The organism is Planotetraspora mira (assembly GCF_016863275.1).
Taxonomy (GTDB): Bacteria; Actinomycetota; Actinomycetes; order Streptosporangiales; family Streptosporangiaceae; genus Planotetraspora; species Planotetraspora mira.
Map to the genome: position 1 here is coordinate 133,431 of NZ_BOOO01000016.1, position 17,219 is coordinate 150,649.

The window sequence follows — 17,219 nt, forward strand, 5'->3', positions numbered from 1 at the left end:
CACACTTCGGGATGTGGCCGTCGTAATGTTTCCCCCACCATAAGCGTGCCAGAGGGTGGAAAGTCTCCGATGACCCAGACAACGGCCGAGAGCCCGACAAGCAAACAGCGAGCGCAACTGAAGGTGCGCACGCTCCGCACCGACAGGTGGTGGCTGGTCCCGGCGCTGACATTCGCCGGACTGATGTCATTCCTGATCTACGGAGTCTGGGCGATCTTCGACAAGAGCTACTTCGCAGAGCCGTACATCGCGCCGTTCTCGTCGCCCTGCCTGGCGACGTCCTGCCCGGAGGGGGCCCGCTTCCTCGGGCTCGCGCCGTTCGGCGACTGGTACGGCCTGCCGCCCGGCCTCCTCATCCTCGGCCTGCCGGGTGGTTTCCGGCTCACGTGTTACTACTACCGCAAGTCGTACTACCGGTCGTTCTGGCTGTCACCGCCGGCGTGCGCCGTGTCCGAGCCGCACACGAAGTACTCGGGCGAGACCAGGCTCCCGCTGATCATCCAGAACGTCCACCGCTACTTCTTCTACCTCGCCGTGGTCATCGGCGCGATCCTGGCCTACGACGCGGTGCTCGCGTTCAGGGACGAGCACGGCAACTGGGGCCACGTGGGTCTCGGCACGATCATCCTGGTGGCCAACGCCGTCCTGATCGCCTGCTACACCCTCGGCTGTCACTCCTGCCGGCACATCACCGCCGGCCGCCTGAACCACTTCTCCAGGCACCCGATCCGATACAAGGCGTGGACCTTCGTCTCGAAGCTCAACGCCAGGCACCAGCAGTTCGCCTGGGCCTCGATGTACTCGGTCATGATCGCGGACCTCTATGTGCGCCTGGTCGCCAAGGGCGTCATCAACTTCCCGTTCGCTTAAGGATTCTCAACGTGGAGCGTCACGAATACGACGTCGTCGTCATCGGAGCCGGCGGAGCCGGCCTGCGCGCGGCGATCGAGGCGCGGCAGCAGGGCAAGCGGACCGCCATCATCTGCAAGTCGCTCTTCGGCAAGGCCCACACGGTCATGGCCGAGGGCGGCGCCGCCGCCGCGATGGGCAACGTCAACTCCGACGACAACTGGATGGTTCACTTCCGCGACACCATGCGCGGAGGCAAGTTCCTCAACAACTGGCGGATGGCGGAACTGCACGCCAAGGAGGCCCCGGACCGCGTCTGGGAGCTGGAGGAATGGGGTGCGCTGTTCGACCGCACCAAGGACGGCAAGATCAGTCAGCGGAACTTCGGCGGCCACGAGTACCCGCGTCTCGCCCACGTCGGCGACCGTACGGGCCTGGAGCTGATCCGCACCCTGCAGCAGCGGGTCGTCGCCCTCCAGCAGGAGGACGAGCGCGAGCACGGCGACCCCGAGGCGTTCATCAAGGTGTTCGCCGAGTGCACGATCACGCGCCTCCTCAAGGACGGCGACGCCATCGCCGGCGCGTTCGGCTACTGGCGTGAGACGGGCGACTTCATCGTCTTCGACGCCCCCGCCGTGGTGCTGGCGACCGGCGGCATCGGCAAGTCCTACGTCGTCACCTCGAACTCCTGGGAGTACACGGGCGACGGCCACGCGCTGGCCGTGCTCGCGGGCGCCAAGCTGATCAACATGGAGTTCATCCAGTTCCACCCGACCGGGATGGTCTGGCCTCCGTCGGTGCGCGGGATCCTCGTCACCGAGTCGGTCCGCGGCGACGGCGGCGTGCTGCGCAACTCCGAGGGCCGCCGGTTCATGTTCGACTACGTGCCGGACGTCTTCAAGGACAAGTACGCGACGACCGAGGAGGAGGGCGACCGCTGGTACACCGACCAGGCGAACAACCGCCGGCCTCCGGAGCTGCTGCCCCGTGACGAGGTGGCCAGGGCCATCAACTCCGAGGTGAAGGCCGGGCGCGGATCGCCGCAGGGCGGCGTGTTCCTCGACGTCTCCAGCCGCCTCCCCGCGGCCGAGATCATCAAGCGCCTGCCGTCCATGCACCACCAGTTCAAGGAGCTGGCGGACGTGGACATCACTCGGGAGCCCATGCAGGTCGGCCCGACCTGTCACTACATCATGGGCGGCGTGGAGGTGGACGCCGACACGGGCGCCGCGTCCGTGCCCGGCCTGTTCGCCGCCGGAGAGGTCTCGGGCGGCATGCACGGCTCGAACCGCCTGGGCGGCAACTCCCTGTCCGACCTCCTGGTCTTCGGCCGCCGCGCCGGCCTGGGCGCGTCGGCCTACGTCGACGGGCTGCCCGCCCGGCCCGCGGCCGCCGAGGTGGCGGACGCCAAGGCGGAGGCCCTTGCGCCCCTGGAGCGGACCGGCGGGGAGAACCCCTACGAGGTGCACCACGAGCTTCAGCGCACGATGAACGACCTCGTCGGGATCATCCGGAAGGCCGGAGAGATCTCCGAGGCGCTCCAGGTCGTCGAGAAGCTCAAGGAGCGGTCGAAGAACACGGGCTCGTCCGGCAGCCGCGTCTACAACCCCGGCTGGCACCTGGCGATCGACCTGCGCAACATGCTCCTCGTGAGCGAGTGCGTGGCCCGCGCCGCGCTGCTGCGGGAGGAGAGCCGCGGCGGCCACACCCGCGACGACTTCCCCGTCATGTCCGCCGATTGGCGGCAGAAGCTGCTCGTCTGCGCCGCCGCGCCGGACGGTTCCGGCGTCACGGTCGAAGAGAAGGTCCAGCCGTCCATGCGGGGCGACCTGATCAGCCTCTTCGAGCGGTCCGAGCTTGAGAAGTACCTCACCGAAGACGAGCTGGCGGAGTACGACGCCGCGGTCAAGGAGTCGTGATGGGTTACAAGGCGAAGTTCCGCGTCTGGCGCGGCGAAGGCGGCGAGGGACAGCTCGAGGACTTCACCGTCGAGGTGAACGAGGGCGAGGTCGTCCTCGACGTCATCCACCGGTTGCAGGCCACCCAGGCCCCCGACCTCGCGGTCCGGTGGAACTGCAAGGCCGGCAAGTGCGGGTCGTGCTCGATGGAGATCAACGGCAGGCCCCGGCTGGGCTGCATGACCCGGATGTCCACGTTCGAGGAGACCGAGACCATCACGGTCACGCCGATGCGGACGTTCCCGGTCATCAAGGACCTGGTCTGCGACGTCTCGTTCAACTACCAGAAGGCGCGGGAGATCCCCTCGTTCACCCCGCCGAAGGATGTGAAGCCGGGCGAGTACCGCATGCAGCAGATCGATGTCGAGCGGTCCCAGGAGTTCCGCAAGTGCATCGAATGCTTCATGTGCAACAACGTCTGCCACGTGATCCGCGACCACGACGAGAACAAGCCGGCCTTCGCCGGCCCGCGCTTCCTCATGCGCATCGCCGAGCTCGACATGCACCCCTATGACGAGCTCGACCGCAAGGAGTCGGCCCAGGAGGAGCACGGCCTCGGCTACTGCAACATCACCAAGTGTTGTACGGAGGTCTGCCCCGAGCACATCAAGATCACCGACAACGCGCTGATCCCGATGAAGGAGCGCGTGGTCGACCGGAAGTACGACCCGCTCGTGTGGCTGGGCTCCAAGATCTTCAAGCGCTCCGGCGTCTGAGAGTCCACAAACAAAGCGCCGGCCGGAATCCTCCGGCCGGCGCTTCGTCTTTCTCGTCTAGTCCTTGCCGGCCTTGCCGCTCTTGCCTGCCTGCTCGACCTCGGTCTGCTCGACCGCAGCCTGGTCGACCGCGGCCTTCGCGGGCCGCTCCGGCTGGCCGGCCTGCCCAGCCTCGGTCTGCTCCGCATCGGCCTGCTCGGGCCGTTCCGGCCGGTCGCCCTGCTCGGCCTGCTCGGGGTACGGATAGGGGTACGGGTGGGCGTAGATCTGCGGGTACCCGTAGGCCTGGGGGTATCCGTACGGCAGTTGTCCCGCCGGGTAACCCTGCACCGGCACGTAGCCGACCATCTGCGGGTAACCCTGGCCGTCTGGCGCGGAGCCCTCGGGCGCGGCAGGCGTCGCGGGAGTCCGCCACGCCCGTGGTCCCGCCTTCCGCACGGCGGCCGCGTGCACCATCCGCCGGAGCCTGCCTTCGAAGACGAGCCAGGCCAGCAGTGCCAGCAGCACCAGCACCGCGGCGAGGATCGACAGCTTGCGGCTGACCGTCACCTGGTCGAACTCGGGAGTGGCGTTGCGGATCTCGATCGGCACCGACTCAGGCGTCGGATCCTCGAACGTGGGCGACGGCGTCGGCATCGGCGTCGGCTGCGCGGGAGCCAGGGTGACACCCAAGTCCGGCGTCGGCGTGGTCAGCGGCGGCGGGACGGCCACGTTCGTGGAAAGAAGCGGCAACCCCTGGGCCGGAACCGTCGCGGTGTGGGTGACGGGCGGCGACGTCCGTGTCTTGGTGACGGTGACCGTGACGACCGGGGTCGGCTTCACAGTCGGCGTCGGCGTCTTGGTGATCGTCACCGTGACCACAGGGTGCGACACCGGCGGGGGCGGCTGCACGGTCTTGGTCGCCGTCGCAGTCGCCGTGGCCGTCTCGGTCGTGGTGACGGTCGACGTCACGGTGACCGTCGGAGCCGCATCGGTCGGGTCGCCCGCCGCCGGGTCGGTCGGGTCGGCTTCGGCGGTCACACCGAACACCGGCCCTGCCGCGAACACCACCGCGGCGGCGATGCCCAACGAGGCCGCGACGGAGGACACGGCTCTCAGCTGTGCACGTCGTACCACTGCTGGCCTCCACCCTTTCGGCCTGGGTCTTGCAACAGTCTAGTTCTGCTCAAATGATGGCAAAGCCTGCCGACAAACACCATTTCCGTTCCCCACTCGTCACCCACTATTCCCAAACGATCTTTTCGACCGCCGCCACGATCGGCAGGTCGGGCGCCAGCCACGCGACGTCGTACAACTCGTGGTGCGGCAGCCAGCGCAGGGCGAGATGTTCACGGGCCTCCGGCACGCCCCGCCGGATGCTCGCGAGCCAGACGCGCATCACGTAGTCGTTCGGCAGCGGCCATTCCCCCGCGACCCGCTCACCCGGGACGATCTCGACGCCCAACTCCTCCACGCATTCGCGGACCAGCGCGTCGAGGTCGCTCTCACCGGGTTCCACCTTCCCGCCGGGGAACTCCCAGCCTCCCCTGAGCGCCTCCGGCTCCGCCCTCTGCGCGGCGAGAACCCGGCCGTCCTGCACGATCGCGGCCCCCACGACGAGCTTTCTGATGGCGTCCATGGTCGATCAGGTTATGGCGCGCTTCAACTGCGCGAGGACATCGGCGTTCTCCAGCGGGCGGGTGAATCCCACGATGTTGGGCCGGTCGGTGTATCCCGTGACCTTGATGGGCCCGCACAGGGTGCACCGGGCCTCGATCATCTTTCCCTTCGAGACGACCATGCCGACGTGGCCGGGGCGGCCCGGGCCGTTGTTCGGACCGGCGTTGAAGAACACCAGGTCGCCCGGCTGCTCGTTGCCGGCGCGCACCTGTACGCCGAAGGGCCACTGCCCGAACGTCGTACGCGGGATCGACAACCCGGCGTTCCGGTAGGCCATGTAGATGATCCCCGAGCAGTCGAACGCGTCGGGACCCGTCCCACCCCAGCGGTACGGCTTGCCCCGCTGGGCCAGCGCGTACTCCAGAATCTTCTGCACGACCTCGCTGGTCGCGCTGTCCACGTATCCGCCGTCGCACGCGGGATCCGCATCGGACGGGACGCCGATCTCCCCTGTGGCCGCGTAGCGCTTGGCGATCTCCAGAACCTGGTCGACGTACCAGGTCGCCCGGTTGTAGACGAAGATCGCCCGTGGCAGGTCGTCGGGAGCGCCGTTGCGCTTGAGCATCTTGGCCGCGCCCAGGATGGCGTCGGCGGGATCGTAGACGTCGCCGTAACCGTCGCCGTCGCCGTCCGACGCGTACCCGTTGATCCCGGGACGTATCTTGATCTTGGACTTGCCGCCCCAGGTGCTGATCAGGAACTGCATCGGGCCGGCCGCCCCCGCGTAGTTGGTGCCGCTACTGACACCGGGGAGCTGTGATCGGCCGTGGTCGGTCTCCCGCTTGCCGATGGCGGCCAGGACGTTCCACTGGACGCCGATCTCCTGGCCGACCTTCTTGTAGATCCGGAGATAGTCGGCCGGGATGTCGGATGCGGCGGTCTGCGACGCGTCGGCCGCCGAGGCCGCCGACGCGCAGTCCTCGCCGAAACTCCCCCCGACGAAGATCGACGGGGATGGCGACATCAGGATGATCGAGCCGAACAACGTCAGGGGGACGATCAGTGTGAGAACGATGGCGATGACCCGCCACGAACCCCCGCCCGCGCTGATCACCCGCAGGCTCCGCAGGCCCCGCGAGCCCAAGCCTGTGCGCGGAGGTGCCGTCACGGTGAGGTGTCCCCGTCCTGGCCGGCGCCTGCGGGCTCCATGTCGTAGACCCGCCAGTCGGCGGCCGCCTTGATCACGGTGACGGCGTACTGGTCGCTCTGGTCCTTCTCACCGCTCCGGGCGATCACGTGGCGGACGGATCCGACGACGAACACGACCGTGTTGGCCGTCATGTCGCGGATCGAGACCACCTGCGCCGAGCCCTTGGAGACGACGTGATCGGCCTTGTTCTGCTGGACCACCGCCGGGTCGGTCATGGCCCGGGTGAGCTGCGCCCCGAATTCGGCCGTGGAGAACGCGTTCAGCCGCGTCGCGAAGGCCGCCGGGTCCTCGGAGTACTCGAACGTCCCGTACGCGGCGGTGAACCGCCGAGCGAGGTCGGCCGCCGCTCCGAGCTCGCTCCTCGACAGCGGCAGGTAGCGGTAGACGTCGAACGTGCCGGGGGTGACGGCCACCTGGGTCGGCGCGGGGGCCGGAGCCTGGATGGACGCGACGGTGGCAGGCGCCTGCTCCGCCACCGTCTCCGTGCGGTCGCCGCCTCCGGACGACGGGCTCATCGTCAGGTACACGCCGACGGCCGCGAGCACGACGACGGCGCCCGCGAAGGCGAGCCCCTTCCTGCGGTCGGTTCCTTGGGTCGTCATCAAGCCTGCGTCAGGTGTCTCGGGAGTCTCGGTCGGAGGGGCGCGCCCAGAACGGGGTGGGCGCGTCGCCGGATCCTCGCCTGGTGTCGCCCCTGCTCTGCAACCACAACGGTGGCGCGTCGGAGGATCTCGACCTGCTGGAGGAGCCGTTGTCGCGCGGAGGCGCCGGACGGGAGCGACCCCCCGAGCCTCCGGACGAGTCGGATCGGCGTGACGACGAGGAGGAGCCTCCGCCACCGCCCGACGATCGTCCCCCGCCTAAACCGCGCGAGCCGCTGGGTGCGGCAGGCCGGGAGGACCAGCCGCCTGAGCGGCCGCTGAACCAGCCGCCGCCACCACCGGAGCCGGATCTCGAACCCGAACCGGATCCGGAGCTCGGGACCGGTCCGCCACCGCCACCGCCTCCGCCGGTTCCGCCGCGCGGCGCCGGGCTCGAGGGGGGACGACCCGGCCGCGCGGGCCTGGACGGCCGGGGGGCGTCGGCGGGCCGGACGCCGGTGAGGTTGAGCGGCGGCGCCGAGCCGGTGCGGGGAACCGTTCCCCCGGCCTTGCGGCGCCCGGCGGCCTGCGGATCGGTCTCCAGCGGTTCCGGCTGAGCGCCCGCCCGCGCACGGGCCTGTCCCGCCGCCGTGGCCGCACCCTCCTCACCGCGGACGCGCCCCTGCGCCACGGACGTCGCCGCCGCGGCGGTTCCCACCCCGGTCGCCATCGCGGCCGCGCCCATGACGGGCTCGGCCTTGCGCAGGCCCCACCGGGCGGCACGCGTGGCCGCCACCGGCGGCAGCGCGTTCGCCGCGCGCTGCAGCGTGGGCGCCGTCGCGGCGTCGCCGAGCATCCTGGTCGCGAGCGTGTGACCGTCCATCGAGGCGAACAGGTGCTGGAACGGACGTCTGTAGAAGAAGACGGCGATCGTCAGCAACGCCATGAACAGGATCTGCATGCCCCACGGCAGGTTGGTCGAGATGATCAACGCATAGCCGTACACCAGGATGCTCAGGACCAGGGCCAGCACGGCCTGTCGCAGCAATGTGCCGACCAGCATCTCGACCCAGCGCATCGCGATGATCCGCCCGGAGCCGGGATGCACGCCGATGAGCAGGAAGATCGGCCCGAGCATCAGCAACAGCAGGAAGCCGACCTTGAGCACCAGCAGCGACACCGCCACCAGGAAGATGAGCAGGCCCGCGACCATCGCCGCGATGAAGGCGCCGATGGCGATGCCGAGACGGCTGGTCCAGTCCTTGCCCTGGAGCAGGAAGAACGTCGGGTTGCTCTCCAGCGGCTTGGCGATCTCCTCTTCGAACCGCTTCTGGTGGGCGTCGCCGCTCGGCATCTGTTTCGCGGCCTGTTCGCCGGCGTCGATCGCCTGGATGTCGAGGAGGTTGGCGCCGAAGGCCTTGACGATCGGGGCGCTCGCGTCGGCGGTGCCGAACTCGCCCATCAACCAGGGCTTGCACACGAGCGTGGACCACAGCGCGTCGGCGTTCTGGTCGACGCCCGGAGTGCCCTGCTGGCCGTACCCGCCGGGCTGGGGTTGCGCGGTGGCGTCGCCCTTGGTCGGCAGGCAGGACGCGCCGCCCGCGCCCGGCAGCCCGGAGAAGGCGGAGTTGACGATCTCCCCGGTCTTGTCGGTCACGGTCTTGCCGAGAGAGGTGAAGTCGCCGGGGCGGCTGAAGAACCAGATCGCCACCGTGACCGCGAGGACCATCCAGATGACGCCCTCGGTCGTGGTGGTCGCCCGCTTGCGGATCAGGCCGTACCACGCCAGCCAGATCGCGCCGAGGATGACGATCGGCCGCAGATAGGGCCAGTACATCGCGTCGGCGAGGTTGGTGACGACCTCGTCGGCCACATTCTTGATCGGCTGGAGCGGTCCTTCGGTGGCCGCGGCCTGGTAGGTGCTGATCGTGATCCGGTCGACCGCCTTGGCCCAGGAGAAGACCGTGTTGGCCCACGCGTTGCCGAGGACCGCCGTGACGTCCGAGCAGCCGAGGCCGTAGGTGTGCCAGTACTGGCCGGCCATGCCGTACCGGTCGTAATTGGTGAGCGGCTCCTTGGGGGCGGCCTGCGTTCCGGCGGCTCCCGCCGTGCCGTCCGAGTCCGGCGGCGGGGGCTCGACCAGGCCGTCCACGCCGCCGCCCACGATCTCCGGGGCGAGCTCGGAGGAGAGGTCACACGGTCCGGCCGCGCTCGCCGTGTCGGCGGGGAACGCGAATGGCAACATCACGAACGCCGCGAAGGCGACGAGGAGCAGGGCGAGCTTGCGCCGTACTCCGAATCGGACGCGACCGTTCCTGCGCAATCTCAAGACCGCACCTCCTGAGCGACCCCCGACCGATCAGCGCCCCCGTTAAGACGATCATGCACTTTCTCGCCTGGTTTGTCGTGCGTCGGATTGGTATCGAGCCAGCGAAGGAGTTCCTCGGAGACGAGGTCCACCCCGATGCGGCCCGCCCGGCCGTCCAGGTCCCGGAAGACGCATTCGCCGTTGCCCAGCGACCGCAACACGGCCTTGTGCTCCTCAGACGGATCCACCCCGAGCAGTTCCATCACGTGCCCGACCTCGACCCGCTCGGACGAGCGGAACGCGAAGACCGAGGAGAGACAGTTGGTCACCTGCTCGTTGAGCAGGTCACCCGCGTTCTGGGACACCAGGACGAGCGCCGTGTTGCGGGAGCGGCCCATCCGGGAGACCTCCGGCACCAGCTTGGCGCCCTCGGGCGTGGACGTGATCGCCCACGCCTCGTCGAGGAAGATCGCCTTGGGCGTGCGCCGGTCGAGGCCGTTCATCAGCCGCCGGGCGAACTGGGACACCAGATAGAGCAGGGCCACCGACAGCCGCTGCTCGTAGGAGTAGTCGTCCCGCGTGGTCGCCACGTCGGGGAGCGTGAGACCGCCCAGTGTGAACACCGTGGTCCATCCCTCGGTGTCGATCTGGTCGCCGCCGTATCTGTCGAAACAGAGTTGCGCGAGGTGCATCTCGGACATCGACCGCAGGACAGCCCCGAGGTTCTTCGACGCCGGATCCGTGTTCTGCTCCAGGTGGTCGACCACCTTGCCGAGCGAGGGGTCGGGCTCGTTGGAGACCGCGGCCACCGCCTGGATCATCGCCGACTCGCGCTCCTCCGACATGCGGGGCAGCAGCAGCCGCAACGTCTCGGAGGCCATCGTCTTCTTCGCCGCGATGTCGTCGCCGAACGAGAACGGGTCGAGCAGGCCGGGCGCCGCCGACCCCAGCGGGATGATCCGCGCCTTGCGGCCGCGCCGCTGAAGGAGCTGGACCAGCGACTCCGCGTCGCCCTTCGGGTCGATGACCGCGACGGTCACCCCGCGCAGGGCCATCTGGTAGATCAGCAGGAGCGCCAGAGTCGTCTTGCCTCCGCCGGGCTCCCCCGTGATCGCGATGGCCGTCGGTCGGTTCCTGGTGGCCGCGACCAGCGGGTCGAAGTGGACGATGCTGCGGGCGCGCCCCAGGGTCTCCCCGATGTACGGTCCGACCCAGCCGGCGTTCGACTCGTCCACCCGGTCGCCCAACTCGACGGTGGCCGTCGACATGCCACCCGCGATCGTCCGGAGGGGCTGGCGCTGGGCGTAGGCGTTGACCCGGACCTTCTCTCCCGGCAGGGCTTCGCAGAACAACGAGAACTGGTCGCCGGTGGAGTTCACCACATCGATGCCGATGTCGCGGTAGTGCTCCACCACCGCCTCGACCCGCTGAACGCAGATCTCCTCGGTCGGCGCGCTGACGCTCAGCCGGTGCCAGCCGTACACGAACGGGAGCCGCTCCTTGGTGATGCCGTGCTCCAGCATGCGAGCGGCGTCGATCTGCTCGGCCAGCGCGAGGGGCGCCTCCGCGCCCGCCTCGCGGATGTGGATGTCCATGTCTCGGGCGTGTGCCAGCTTCCTCGCCACGTCCTTGCTCGCACGGACCGGCGAGATCAGCCGCATCCTGCTCGAGATCTCCACGGGGAACGGCAGTTGGTCGGCGAAGTGCAGCCACGGCTCCCCGTCGGGGAAGGCCATCAGGTCGGGGAACCGGGCGAAGGACAGATGCGCGGTGAACGCGTCGCCCGACATCTGCTCGATCCGCAACAACGACCTGCCGTTGTGGATCTGCCCCTCGACCAGGGCCTCGATCTCGCCCTTGCCCCACTTGCGGCGCGGCGAGGCCGAATGCGGCGGCTCGCCGAGCGCTCCCGAGGCGGCGTGCTGGAACAGCCAGGCGATCTCCGTGGAGGTGGCGTGCCGCGCGTAGAGGGCGCTGGAGGTCAGAGCCCGGCCGAGCCGTTCCGCCTGACCGGTCCACCGCTCGACCTCGCGGTCGGGCACGTGGTCGTCCTCGATCCCGAGCGCCCGCTCGCTTCGCTGGTAGAAGCCGAACAGCTGGGACAGCACTCCGCTGCCGAGTTGGGCGCCGCGCGGGCCGAGCCGTACGCCGAGGTAGACCTCTTTGCTCCAGAAGTCCTTCGCCCAGACGTGGCGGTACATCTCCTCGAGGTAGTCCCGCCAGCCGGGACCCTCGTCGGAGGTGGCGTTGAGCGCCATCGCCCATTCGGCCGCGGGATACGCCCGGTGCGCGATGCGCAGATGCACCTCGGCGTCGGGCATCCTGATCGCGGCCAGCGCGATCGTGATGTTGGTGGCGAGCGCCTCCCGCTCCTCGGGCGTGAGGAACTCATAGCTCACCGTCGGCAACCGGAAGTAGGCCCACGCCGCCGAGTCGGTGAGCAGGACACGGTCGTCGAAATACCGCACCGCGAGGCGGCTCCGCGCCCCTTTGCTCATCGGTCGCTCACCGACTTCCTCGCTCGCAGGTTCCAAGACCCCTTACGCGCCGCTCGCTCGTCGGGTTCGCTCCCGCACTCATCGGTCGCTCACCGACTTCCTCGCTCGCAGGTTCCAGCGCCGCTCGCTCATCGGCTCCCCTTCTCGCACCCGGCGCTCATCTGGCCACCTCCTGCTTCGCCTGGATCGTCGCCAAGCCACTCACGATCACACCGGCGAGTGCAACGTACGCCCTGCGGCCGCCGATCCGGAGGTGGTTGACGTCAACCGGTCCAGGACGGCCAGGAGCCAGCTCGTCCTCCCAGGGCACGCGGACGATGGCCCGGCAGCGGCCGCTGGCCACGGCCTCGGCCTGTTCCACGTCCGGCATGCTCCGCCGGCTCACGCCGTTGATCACCATGACGGCCCTGCGCCGGAGATCGGAGACACCGTGGCCGTCGAGCCACTCGTACGTCATGGCGATCGCGTCCGACGCGTCCTCGCTCGCCGGCGCGACCAGCACCAGCTGATCGGTGTACGGCAGGAGCCTCGCGGCGAGAGCGGCGGCCGGGTCGACCACGACCAGGCGGTAGTGCTGGTCCAGCGCGGAGAGCGTCCGCCGCCAGTCGTTCAGCAGGGCCCGGTCGGAAAGGCGCTGCTCAGCCCCGGCGTCGGTGTCGGCGCCGACCACCTCGAGCCCCGACTCGCACCGCGTCGTGTAGGCGCGCATGCCGAGGTAGCCGGAAACCGCGTGCGACCCTTCGAGCAGCGAGCTCAGCGTCTCGGGCGACTCGGCCTGGATCCTGGTCGTCAGCGTGTTGTCCCCGGTGTTCGCGTCGAGGGCGAGCACCCTGTCTTCCCGATAGCGGGCGAGCGTGTGGCCGAGCATGAGCGCCGTGGTCGTCTGCCCGGCGCCGCCGGTGCAGCCCAGCACCATCACCCGCCTGCTCGTGGTGAGCGGCGTGCGTGCCCGCGCCTCGTCGACCTCCATGCCGTCGGTACGGCTCCCGCCGACGACCACCTGGGCGATCCTGCGCCAGCCGCCCGAGGAGCCGCGCCCGACGACGGACTCCACACGGCGGACTCTGGGCTCGTCCACCGGCGAGGACGGCAGAGCGGCGGGGGGAAGGACCGGAGTGGCGGGGCCGCTCGCCTGGGGAAGCGTGGGAACCCTCCGGATCGACACGCCCCTGTTCACGCCGGGCGACGGCGAGGCGTTCGCGGCGGGAGCCTGCGAAGGTCCCGCGGTGCGCTCGACGGACGGCTCAGCTGAAGGCAGCGTGGGCGGCTGCACGGTGACCGGCAGCGTGGGCGGCCGCACGGTGGGCGGCCGCATGGTGACCGGGTCAGCGGACGGCCGCGTGGGCTGGACGGGAGGCTGAGCGGGCTTGGCAGCGGGCGACTCAGCGGCCGGCGACTGGGCGGCGAGCGGCGGCGCGGCCGGAGCGGAGGCGGGGGCAGGCGCAGGAGCAGGGGGCACGGCGGGACGGACGAGCCGTGGCGGCTGGCCCTTCCTGTGCTGCTCCCAGGCTTCCCGCTGTCGATCGGACGTCGCCGGGCGCGGCTCCCGCACCCTGTCTTGTCCTACTCGTCCAGCCTGACCGGAATCCATCGCCGGCTCGCTGACGACGTTCTCCGCAACTTCCCGCACCGGCTCCCGCACCGGAGCCTGAGCCGTTTCTTGCCCTGCCGTACGAGCAGGCGTCTGCGCCGTTCCTTGCGCTGGGGCCTGAACTGGCGTCTGCGCTATTTCTTGCCCTGCGGCGGGGACAGAGCCTTGCGCCGGCGATTCCTGCGCGGAGTCCGGCACCGGATCCGCGGGCGCGGCGTCGCGTGTCGGCTCCTGAGCGGATTCCCGCGCGGGGATCGGAGCCGCGTCCTGTGCCGCCGATCGGACCGCTTCCCGCGTGGGGGTCGAAGCCGCGTCCCCCACCGGCTCAGGGGCCGTCGGGTCGCGCATCGCCTCGGGAGAGGCCTGCCGTACGGAATCCGGCTCCGGGGCCGCGTGGCGCGCCGGACTGGGCGCCGCATCCGGACCGAGGTCCTGTGCCGACTCCGGACCGGCGTGACGCGTCGGGTGGGGGGCGGATTCCCGCGCCGACTCGGGCGCGGACTCGGCACTGGCCGCGAGCCTGCGCAACCGCCTCAGCGCCTCGGTCCCGATAGGTGGCACGGGAGCGACGGACTCCTCGGCGGCCGGACCGGACGGCGGCGTCGGCGGTACCGAGGGTGGTGCCGGAGGCAGCGCGAGCGGCGCGGCCCGCTCCGGCAGCGCCACCCGGATCGGTGGGGGCGGCTTCTCCCCCGGGGACACGGACGGCTTGGGCATGTAGAAGACGGGCTCGTCCGCGGAGACGGCCTGCACGGGCTCGCCCGTCGTGGCCGGCTTCGCGGTGGGCCTGCTCCACGAGTCGGGAGGCGAGTCGGTTACCGGCGCGGCGGCGGCCGCGGCCGCCGCCACAGCCGGGTGCACGGTGGCGGGTCGACCGGCGGGGGAAGGAGGCAGCGCACGAGCCGGAATGACGCGATCGGGTGTCCACGGCTCGACGGCCTTGCCCCGGCCCTTGGCCTCCCCGGCTCTGGCCCTGACTCCCGCGCCGGTGACCGTGGTCTCCGGCGTCCTCGTCCTGGGCCCTGAGCCGCGCACCTTCTCCGCGCCACGCGCCTTCTCCGCGCCACGCGCCTTCTCCGCGCCACGCGCCTTCGTCTCGGCGCCGCTGGTCTTCGTCGCCGCGCTTCGTCCCTTGGTCTTCGCGTCCTGTCCCGCGGTCTCCGCCGCCACGGCCTTGCGCGCGGCCTTGACGCGGACCGGCGCGGCCGACGGCGCGATCCGCCAGACACGAGCGGTCAGGGTGATCGTCTCCGGCTCCGCGACCGGCGCCATGCGAGCCCAGGTGCGCGGCTCCGCCAGGTAGCGCAACTGCGACTGCAGCACCTCGGTGAGCCGCTTGCCCTCGATGACGGGACGGGTGGACAGCCAGGTGACGACGCCCGGCGGGACCAGGTAGACCACGTGCCAGGGTGCCGCGAACGGCACCTTGACGAGGTAGAGGAAGAGCCACCAGGGGACCAGGACACCCACGAACACACCGATCCAGACGATCGGAAGAGGCATGGGCAGCCGTAGGTCGTACAGCTTGTAGAGCCGCTTCTCAATTCGCCAGATATTGGTATATGTGGGGAGATCCACCCGATCCTCCTCTCCGCCGGATCACTTGATTCCGAGCGCGCCCGCGATCGCCTTCGCCGTCACCTCGATGATGTTGGGCACATAGAAGATCACGCCGATGGCGATCGCCAGAATGATGAACTGCACGAACCTGGTGATCTCACGGGTGAAGAGGAAGAAAAGCGCCACGATCGAGACGACCACGAGGAACAGCGGCGCGAAGAAGGTACGGAGGAAGTCCGCCAGACCTTCGGTGTTGATTCCCCCCGACGGGGGCTGCGAGGGCGCGGCCAGTTCCAATGAACTGTCCACGATGGTCTTCAGAATCAATTCTCGCCCTCCCGGGGGTATGGATCAGCGATGTCATGGCCGGGCATGCGCTACCCCACGGACCGGCTCGCACCCTGGACCTGCTGGACGAACCACTTGCCGCCCTGCTTCTCCATGGTCAGTCGGTAGGCCTGCTCGAGGCCGCCGGGCTGGACGGCCGGGTCGTTCTGCACGGAGGTCGAGACGGCGTCCGTTCCGTTCGACGAGACGGCCCACACGACCACTGCGGTGACCTCCCTGGTGTTCGCCTCACCTTCCGGCACGACGAGATCCTTGAGTTGGGCCAGGGTGAACTCCCCGTTGAAGCCGTCGATCGGCTTCCCACTCGCGACATACCGCTGCAGATCCACCTGGTTGCCCGCCGCGAACGCCTTGAAGAAGCCCTCGATCTGCGGCCGTAGCTCCGCCTCCGTCGCCGAGTCCCGCGACGGGCCGGAGACCTGGGGGAACCCCGGCAGCGCGGGAGCGGGCAGCAGTCCCGGCTGTCCCGACACGACGAAGTGGCCGCCGTCGTTGTAGATCGGAACAGACAGCAGCCCACGGTGCCCACCGGTCTGGTAGGCGACCGTGACGACGGCGTCGTGCTCGTCGCTCACCTGAATTCCGGAGAACTGAAATGCGCCCGCCGTCATTCGGCCATAGCCGTTCCAGCCGAACTGCTCGTCCGCGCCGTCAGGAAGAAAAGCCTTCAACCGTTCCGCTCTTTGCTGCGCGTTGGTGGCGTCGTAATTCAAATAGACGGCGGCGAACTGATTGGCGAATGCGGCAGCCTGCGTAACGGGAAAATCACGGTCACTCGAGCTCGGCGTCGTTTCCGAATCCGTCGCGGCGCCGCTCTGGCTCAGCCGCTCGAAAGGCGCCCGGACGCCGTTGACGACGATCACGATGATGAGCGCCCACAGAATGGCACGCCCCGCCCACACGAGCCAGCGGCCCCCGCCACCGCCCCAACCTCCACGCCTGGAGGACGTTCCACGCGACACTGTCACCCGATCAGGGCCCTCCAGAGGGTACGACTCGGGGTCGCCAGCGATCCGAGGATCCTGCTGGACGGTTGACCTGCGAGCCATCACGCCTCCGCTCGCGCCGATCCCCCCGGCTGGCGCGGTGTCGTCTTACTCTCGATCCGGTTAGCCGCATTGAAGTATTCACCCTAGCGGTCTCGCCAATTCTTCCAGGAAAGCCACGCCCATGGTGCAAGCATCGCCGTGACCGAGCAAACCAGGTCTACTTCCAGATGAGACGACCCCACGCCTGACGCTCCGCGGGAAAGCACGTTACGCCTGGCCAGCGCGGACATCGATTACCTAAGCGCCACGTATTGCTGTCCTCGCAGCTCAGAGAGGTATCGACGATGCCGATCTCGACGGTGCAGCGGGAACTCTGACCGCCGCCCGACCTGCCCCAGGGCGCAACGCTCGCCCGGATTGCCGCGCGGCCGTCCGACCTCACGTCGGCGGTTGTTCGTTGCCGAAAGTTCACGGTGTCTTGTGCCCGCCGGCAGCGGGGAGCGGCGGCCCGGGTGGTCCGCCCGCAGCACCGGGAGCGTCGGTCGCAGGCGTTGGATCAGTGGCATCGAAGTACACGCTGTCCGAAACCGGGTCGAGGTAGAACTCACCGAAGTACGCCTCACCCGTGACCTCGCCGTCGAAGGCCTCACTCCGGACCCACTTGGCGCCGTCCGGCAGGAACCCGGCCAGCCGGCCAGGCACCTGGCTCGGCGTCTCGGGACGGAAATCAGACTGTCGCGCCGCAACGATGAGCGCACCCTCGCCTTCCCGAAGCTGGGCGACACCCACCACACGGACATCGGAGGGGCCGGGAACCGAGATCCGTGAGTCGGACCCCAGCGTCGCACCCAGCCAGTGAGCGTCGGAGAGCCGGCCGAACACGGGGAAACGACGTTCCAGTGGAACCGCGTCTGTGCGGACCTCACCTGCTTTGTCCTCCCAAGACTGGGAGGACGGCTCCTGAGATGCACATGCCGCGAGGACGGCCGCGGCACCGAGTACGAGCAGTCCC

At 69.5% G+C, this 17,219-nt stretch carries 13 protein-coding genes; 3 read left to right on the plus strand and 10 right to left on the minus strand.

Annotation, left to right across the window (positions count from 1 at the left end):
- Window positions 1-69 precede the first annotated feature (69 nt).
- From sdhC to Pmi06nite_RS15660, 3 genes are read left to right on the plus strand one after another with little or no spacing between them, the layout of a single operon-like run.
- Complete coding sequence (sdhC, locus tag Pmi06nite_RS15650; protein WP_203953712.1) at window positions 70-870, plus strand: succinate dehydrogenase subunit SdhC; 801 nt, start codon at window positions 70-72, stop codon at window positions 868-870.
- A 2-nt stretch (window positions 871-872) separates the two neighbouring features.
- The gene (locus Pmi06nite_RS15655) at window positions 873-2,768 is read left to right on the plus strand and encodes a fumarate reductase/succinate dehydrogenase flavoprotein subunit (protein WP_203953894.1); all 1,896 of its coding nucleotides are present in this window, start codon (window positions 873-875) and stop codon (window positions 2,766-2,768) included.
- Window positions 2,768-3,523 (plus strand): succinate dehydrogenase/fumarate reductase iron-sulfur subunit, encoded by a 756-nt coding sequence (locus Pmi06nite_RS15660; RefSeq protein ID WP_203953713.1) that lies wholly within the window; start codon window positions 2,768-2,770, stop codon window positions 3,521-3,523. The genes Pmi06nite_RS15655 and Pmi06nite_RS15660 overlap by 1 nt, the downstream gene beginning before the upstream one ends.
- Window positions 3,524-3,580: 57 nt before the next feature.
- On the opposite strand, the gene Pmi06nite_RS15665 is transcribed toward Pmi06nite_RS15660, so the two are convergent.
- From Pmi06nite_RS15665 to Pmi06nite_RS15710, 10 genes are all read right to left on the minus strand, one after another.
- Entirely contained in the window at window positions 3,581-4,639 is a 1,059-nt protein-coding gene (locus tag Pmi06nite_RS15665) for a hypothetical protein (RefSeq protein WP_203953714.1), read from the minus strand.
- 106 nt (window positions 4,640-4,745) lie between these two features.
- The gene (locus tag Pmi06nite_RS15670) at window positions 4,746-5,141 is read right to left on the minus strand and encodes a (deoxy)nucleoside triphosphate pyrophosphohydrolase (protein ID WP_203953715.1); all 396 of its coding nucleotides are present in this window, start codon (window positions 5,139-5,141) and stop codon (window positions 4,746-4,748) included.
- Window positions 5,142-5,147: 6 nt separating this feature from the next.
- Window positions 5,148-6,290: a C40 family peptidase gene (locus Pmi06nite_RS15675; protein WP_239113933.1), complete on the minus strand. Its 1,143-nt coding sequence runs from the start codon at window positions 6,288-6,290 to the stop codon at window positions 5,148-5,150.
- A complete protein-coding gene (locus tag Pmi06nite_RS15680; RefSeq protein ID WP_203953716.1) occupies window positions 6,287-6,934 on the minus strand; it encodes a hypothetical protein in 648 nt (215 codons plus the stop codon). The genes Pmi06nite_RS15675 and Pmi06nite_RS15680 overlap by 4 nt, the downstream gene beginning before the upstream one ends.
- 10 nt (window positions 6,935-6,944) lie before the next feature.
- The gene (locus Pmi06nite_RS15685; protein WP_239113934.1) at window positions 6,945-9,242 is read right to left on the minus strand and encodes a type IV secretion system protein; all 2,298 of its coding nucleotides are present in this window, start codon (window positions 9,240-9,242) and stop codon (window positions 6,945-6,947) included.
- On the minus strand, window positions 9,239-11,719 hold the full coding sequence (locus Pmi06nite_RS15690) for an ATP-binding protein (RefSeq protein WP_203953717.1): 2,481 nt from the start codon (window positions 11,717-11,719) through the stop codon (window positions 9,239-9,241). Before Pmi06nite_RS15690 ends, Pmi06nite_RS15685 begins: the two co-directional genes overlap by 4 nt.
- A gap of 157 nt (window positions 11,720-11,876) precedes the next feature.
- Window positions 11,877-14,888: a conjugal transfer protein gene (locus Pmi06nite_RS15695; protein ID WP_203953718.1), complete on the minus strand. Its 3,012-nt coding sequence runs from the start codon at window positions 14,886-14,888 to the stop codon at window positions 11,877-11,879.
- Between the two features lie 21 nt (window positions 14,889-14,909).
- Complete coding sequence (locus Pmi06nite_RS15700) at window positions 14,910-15,179, minus strand: hypothetical protein (RefSeq protein ID WP_239113935.1); 270 nt, start codon at window positions 15,177-15,179, stop codon at window positions 14,910-14,912.
- 68 nt (window positions 15,180-15,247) lie between these two features.
- Window positions 15,248-16,267, minus strand: coding sequence for a conjugal transfer protein (locus Pmi06nite_RS15705; protein WP_203953720.1), 1,020 nt, complete (start codon window positions 16,265-16,267; stop codon window positions 15,248-15,250).
- 408 nt (window positions 16,268-16,675) lie between these two features.
- On the minus strand, window positions 16,676-17,089 hold the full coding sequence (locus Pmi06nite_RS15710) for a hypothetical protein (protein ID WP_203953721.1): 414 nt from the start codon (window positions 17,087-17,089) through the stop codon (window positions 16,676-16,678).
- Between the last annotated feature and the right edge of the window lie 130 nt (window positions 17,090-17,219).

What these genes read in the sequence shown, in the direction of transcription:
- sdhC (WP_203953712.1), top strand. Translation starts at nt 70, where the DNA reads ATGACCCAGACAACGGCCGAGAGCCCGACAAGCAAACAGCGAGCGCAA.
- Pmi06nite_RS15660 (WP_203953713.1), top strand. Translation starts at nt 2,768, where the DNA reads ATGGGTTACAAGGCGAAGTTCCGCGTCTGGCGCGGCGAAGGCGGCGAG.
- Pmi06nite_RS15670 (WP_203953715.1), bottom strand. Translation starts at nt 5,141, where the DNA reads ATGGACGCCATCAGAAAGCTCGTCGTGGGGGCCGCGATCGTGCAGGAC.
- Pmi06nite_RS15680 (WP_203953716.1), bottom strand. Translation starts at nt 6,934, where the DNA reads ATGACGACCCAAGGAACCGACCGCAGGAAGGGGCTCGCCTTCGCGGGC.
- Pmi06nite_RS15690 (WP_203953717.1), bottom strand. Translation starts at nt 11,719, where the DNA reads ATGAGCAAAGGGGCGCGGAGCCGCCTCGCGGTGCGGTATTTCGACGAC.
- Pmi06nite_RS15705 (WP_203953720.1), bottom strand. Translation starts at nt 16,267, where the DNA reads ATGGCTCGCAGGTCAACCGTCCAGCAGGATCCTCGGATCGCTGGCGAC.